6 protein-coding genes and 2 pseudogenes are annotated in these 4,158 nt (G+C 45.5%); 4 read left to right on the top strand and 4 right to left on the bottom strand.

Features of this window, described 5'->3' with window-relative positions; all coding sequences use genetic code 11:
* Window positions 1–291 precede the first annotated feature (291 nt).
* Complete coding sequence (locus ACTG2J_RS00040; RefSeq protein ID WP_001421937.1) at window positions 292–486, top strand: YlcI/YnfO family protein; 195 nt, start codon at window positions 292–294, stop codon at window positions 484–486.
* Window positions 487–650: 164 nt separating this feature from the next.
* Here the strand turns inward: ACTG2J_RS00040 and ybcW are convergent, their stop codons facing one another.
* Window positions 651–857, bottom strand: coding sequence for a protein YbcW (gene ybcW, locus ACTG2J_RS00035; protein ID WP_001031427.1), 207 nt, complete (start codon window positions 855–857; stop codon window positions 651–653).
* 243 nt (window positions 858–1,100) lie between these two features.
* Between ybcW and ACTG2J_RS00030 the strand changes: the two genes are divergently transcribed.
* Window positions 1,101–1,553: a DUF1398 domain-containing protein gene (locus tag ACTG2J_RS00030; RefSeq protein WP_223248938.1), complete on the top strand. Its 453-nt coding sequence runs from the start codon at window positions 1,101–1,103 to the stop codon at window positions 1,551–1,553.
* 289 nt (window positions 1,554–1,842) lie between these two features.
* Complete coding sequence (gene bor, locus ACTG2J_RS00025) at window positions 1,843–2,136, top strand: serum resistance lipoprotein Bor (RefSeq protein WP_000738492.1); 294 nt, start codon at window positions 1,843–1,845, stop codon at window positions 2,134–2,136.
* A gap of 31 nt (window positions 2,137–2,167) precedes the next feature.
* Here the strand turns inward: bor and rzpD are convergent, their stop codons facing one another.
* From rzpD to ACTG2J_RS00010, 3 genes and pseudogenes are all read right to left on the bottom strand, one after another.
* The gene (rzpD, locus tag ACTG2J_RS00020) at window positions 2,168–2,629 is read right to left on the bottom strand and encodes a prophage endopeptidase RzpD (protein WP_000092275.1); all 462 of its coding nucleotides are present in this window, start codon (window positions 2,627–2,629) and stop codon (window positions 2,168–2,170) included.
* Complete coding sequence (locus ACTG2J_RS00015; RefSeq protein ID WP_000229403.1) at window positions 2,626–3,102, bottom strand: glycoside hydrolase family 24 protein; 477 nt, start codon at window positions 3,100–3,102, stop codon at window positions 2,626–2,628. Before ACTG2J_RS00015 ends, rzpD begins: the two co-directional genes overlap by 4 nt.
* Window positions 3,086–3,403: pseudogene (locus ACTG2J_RS00010) on the bottom strand (phage holin, lambda family). Before ACTG2J_RS00010 ends, ACTG2J_RS00015 begins: the two are co-directional and overlap by 17 nt.
* Before the next feature lie 255 nt (window positions 3,404–3,658).
* On the opposite strand from ACTG2J_RS00010, the pseudogene ACTG2J_RS00005 reads away from it, so the two are divergent.
* Window positions 3,659–3,889, top strand: a pseudogene (locus tag ACTG2J_RS00005) (dipeptidase PepE); the annotation flags it as partial.
* Window positions 3,890–4,158: the final 269 nt, after the last annotated feature.

Here is a 4,158-nt window from a genome sequence, read left to right as displayed (position 1 = left end):
GTTCAGTTACGTATTGCTAAGGTTAAGACTACTTTCTGCCTTTGCGAGAACAGCACCTGCTTACGGTTCACTACTCACGACGATGTTTTTTTTGGTACCTTTTTTTTCACCGGAAAGGACCCGTAAAGTGATAATGATTATCATCTACATATCACAACGTGCGTGGAGGCCATCAAACCACGTCAAATAATCAATTATGACGCAGGTATCGTATTAATTGATCTGCATCAACTTAACGTAAAAACAACTTCAGACAATACAAATCAGCGACACTGAATACGGGGCAACCTCATGTCAACGAAGAACAGAACCCGCAGAACAACAACCCGCAACATCCGCTTTCCTAACCAAATGATTGAACAAATTAACATCGCTCTTGAGCAAAAAGGGTCCGGGAATTTCTCAGCCTGGGTCATTGAAGCCTGCCGTCGGAGACTAACGTCAGAAAAGAGAGCATATACATCAATTAAAAGTGATGAAGAATGAACATCCCGCGTTCTTCCCTCCGAACAGGACGATATTGTAAATTCACTTAATTACGAGGGCATTGCAGTAATTGAGTTGCAGTTTTACCACTTTCCTGACAGTGACAGACTGCGTGTTGGCTCTGTCACAGACTAAATAGTTTGAATGATTAGCAGTTATGGTGATCAGTCAACCACCAGGGAATAATCCTTCATATTATTATCGTGCTTCACCAACGCTGCCTCAATTGCTCTGAATGCTTCCAGAGACACCTTATGTTCTATACATGCAATTACAACATCAGGGTAACTCATAGAAATGGTGCTATTAAGCATATTTTTTACACGAATCAGATCCACGGAGGGATCATCAGCAGATTGTTCTTTATTCATTTTGTCGCTCCATGCGCTTGCTCTTCATCTAGCGGTTAAAATATTACTTCAAATCTTTCTGTATGAAGATTTGAGCACGTTGGCCTTACATACATCTGTCGGTTGTATTTCCCTCCAGAATGCCAGCAGGACCGCACTTTGTTACGCAACCAATACTATTAAGTGAAAACATTCCTAATATTTGACATAAATCATCAACAAAACACAAGGAGGTCAGACCAGATTGAAACGATAAAAACGATAATGCAAACTACGCGCCCTCGTATCACATGGAAGGTTTTACCAATGGCTCAGGTTGCCATTTTTAAAGAAATATTCGATCAAGTGCGAAAAGATTTAGACTGTGAATTGTTTTATTCTGAACTAAAACGTCACAACGTCTCACATTATATTTACTATCTAGCCACAGATAATATTCACATCGTGTTAGAAAACGATAACACCGTGTTAATAAAAGGACTTAAAAAGGTTGTAAATGTTAAATTCTCAAGAAACACGCATCTTATAGAAACGTCCTATGATAGGTTGAAATCAAGAGAAATCACATTTCAGCAATACAGGGAAAATCTTGCTAAAGCAGGAGTTTTCCGATGGGTTACAAATATCCATGAACATAAAAGATATTACTATACCTTTGATAATTCATTACTATTTACTGAGAGCATTCAGAACACTACACAAATCTTTCCACGCTAAATCATAACGTCCGGTTTCTTCCGTGTCAGCACCGGGGCGTTGGCATAATGCAATACGTGTACGCGCTAAACCCTGTGTGCATCGTTTTAATTATTCCCGGACACTCCCGCAGAGAAGTTCCCCGTCAGGGCTGTGGACATAGTTAATCCGGGAATACAATGACGATTCATCGCACCTGACATACATTAATAAATATTAACAATATGAAATTTCAACTCATTGTTTAGGGTTTGTTTAATTTTCTACACATACGATTCTGCGAACTTCAAAAAGCATCGGGAATAACACCATGAAAAAAATGCTACTCGCTACTGCGCTGGCCCTGCTTATTACAGGATGTGCTCAACAGACGTTTACTGTTCAAAACAAACCGGCAGCAGTAGCACCAAAGGAAACCATCACCCATCATTTCTTCGTTTCTGGAATTGGGCAGAAGAAAACTGTCGATGCAGCCAAAATTTGTGGCGGCGCAGAAAATGTTGTTAAAACAGAAACCCAGCAAACATTCGTAAATGGATTGCTCGGTTTTATTACTTTAGGCATTTATACTCCGCTGGAAGCGCGTGTGTATTGCTCACAATAATTGCATGAGTTGCCCATCGATATGGGCAACTCTATCTGCACTGCTCATTAATATACTTCTGGGTTCCTTCCAGTTGTTTTTGCATAGTGATCAGCCTCTCTCTGAGGGTGAAATAATCCCGTTCAGCGGTGTCTGCCAGTCGGGGGGAGGCTGCATTATCCACGCCGGAGGCGGTGGTGGCTTCACGCACTGACTGACAGACTGCTTTGATGTGCAACCGACGACGACCAGCGGCAACATCATCACGCAGAGCATCATTTTCAGCTTTAGCATCAGCTAACTCCTTCGTGTATTTTGCATCGAGCGCAGCAACATCACGCTGACGCATCTGCATGTCAGTAATTGCCGCGTTCGCCAGCTTCAGTTCTCTGGCATTTTTGTCGCGCTGGGCTTTGTAGGTAATGGCGTTATCACGGTAATGATTAACAGCCCATGACAGGCAGACGATGATGCAGATAACCAGAGCGGAGATAATCGCGGTGACTCTGCTCATACATCAATCTCTCTGACCGTTCCGCCCGCTTCTTTGAATTTTGCAATCAGGCTGTCAGCCTTATGCTCGAACTGACCATAACCAGCGCCCGGCAGTGAAGCCCAGATATTGCTGCAACGGTCGATTGCCTGACGGATATCACCACGATCAATCATAGGTAAAGCGCCACGCTCCTTAATCTGCTGCAATGCCACAGCGTCCTGACTTTTCGGAGAGAAGTCTTTCAGGCCAAGCTGCTTGCGGTAGGCATCCCACCAACGGGAAAGAAGCTGGTAGCGTCCGGCGCCTGTTGATTTGAGTTTTGGGTTTAGCGTGACAAGTTTGCGAGGGTGATCGGAGTAATCAGTAAATAGCTCTCCGCCTACAATGACGTCATAACCATGATTTCTGGTTTTCTGACGTCCGTTATCAGTTCCCTCCGACCACGCCAGCATATCGAGGAACGCCTTACGTTGATTATTGATTTCTACCATCTTCTACTCCGGCTTTTTTAGCAGCGAAGCGTTTGATAAGCGAACCAATCGAGTCAGTACCGATGTAGCCGATAAACACGCTCGTTATATAAGCGAGATTGCTACTTAGTCCGGCGAAGTCGAGAAGGTCACGAATGAACTAGGCGATAATGGCGCACATCGTTGCGTCGATTACTGTTTTTGTAAACGCACCGCCATTATATCTGCCGCGAAGGTACGCCATTGCAAACGCAAGGATTGCCCCGATGCCTTGTTCCTTTGCCGCGAGAATGGCGGCCAACAGGTCATGTTTTTCTGGCATCTTCATGTCTTACCCCCAATAAGGGGATTTGCTCTATTTAATTAGGAATAAGGTCGATTACTGATAGAACAAATCCAGGCTACTGTGTTTAGTAATCAGATTTGTTCGTGACCGATATGCACGGGCAAAACGGCAGGAGGTTGTTAGCGCAAAAAAAAAATTCCAAAAAAAAAATTCCAAAAAAAAAAAGCGACTAACAAACACAATCTGATGGCAGGTGCTGTTCTCGCAAAGGCAGAAAGTAGTCTTAACCTTATGGGCGAGACCCGCGACGAGCGTCTGGCGGAGTTCTGCGCCATCAACCCGAGCGAGCACGTGGTGGCCCTGCGTGAAGCGAGCCTGCTGCAAATCACCGGAGAAAACGGCAGCGAGCATCTTCGGTACTGGACGCACAAGCAACTTAAGATCTTCAAACACGGTCAGGAGCCGCAAGCCTTTATGGACGCAGCCCCGCTGGCCGAACTGACCCCCTTCAAGGTCGGCTGAGCCACGCAGAGCGCCGTGCCACTTGCAAGCGGATAGCGAAACCGTAAAAACAAAAGAGGGATGGCTCAATGCCATCCCTCTTATCGTCATCTTTCAGCTGGTTGCAGCCTGCTTATTCACCTGCAGGGTCACCAGCACCTTGCGGGCACCGCCATCGACGCGATGTTCGCCAAGCCGAATCCCCTGCCAGGTGCCAGCGCCAGCTGACCATCGCCAATCGGCAGTTGCAGGCTCACCCGAGCAGGGAAGATTTGATGTGGGCGGGCGTG

It is taken from the genome of Aeromonas sp. 6P, assembly GCF_051919525.1.
GTDB lineage: Bacteria > Pseudomonadota > Gammaproteobacteria > Enterobacterales > Aeromonadaceae > Aeromonas > Aeromonas veronii.
Note: the sequence above shows the minus strand (reverse complement) of the source record. Positions and strands in the feature narration are given on the sequence as shown.

What these genes read in the sequence shown, in the direction of transcription:
- ACTG2J_RS00040 (WP_001421937.1), top strand. Translation starts at nt 292, where the DNA reads ATGTCAACGAAGAACAGAACCCGCAGAACAACAACCCGCAACATCCGC.
- ybcW (WP_001031427.1), bottom strand. Translation starts at nt 857, where the DNA reads ATGAATAAAGAACAATCTGCTGATGATCCCTCCGTGGATCTGATTCGT.
- ACTG2J_RS00030 (WP_223248938.1), top strand. Translation starts at nt 1,101, where the DNA reads ATGCAAACTACGCGCCCTCGTATCACATGGAAGGTTTTACCAATGGCT.
- bor (WP_000738492.1), top strand. Translation starts at nt 1,843, where the DNA reads ATGAAAAAAATGCTACTCGCTACTGCGCTGGCCCTGCTTATTACAGGA.
- rzpD (WP_000092275.1), bottom strand. Translation starts at nt 2,629, where the DNA reads ATGAGCAGAGTCACCGCGATTATCTCCGCTCTGGTTATCTGCATCATC.
- ACTG2J_RS00015 (WP_000229403.1), bottom strand. Translation starts at nt 3,102, where the DNA reads ATGGTAGAAATCAATAATCAACGTAAGGCGTTCCTCGATATGCTGGCG.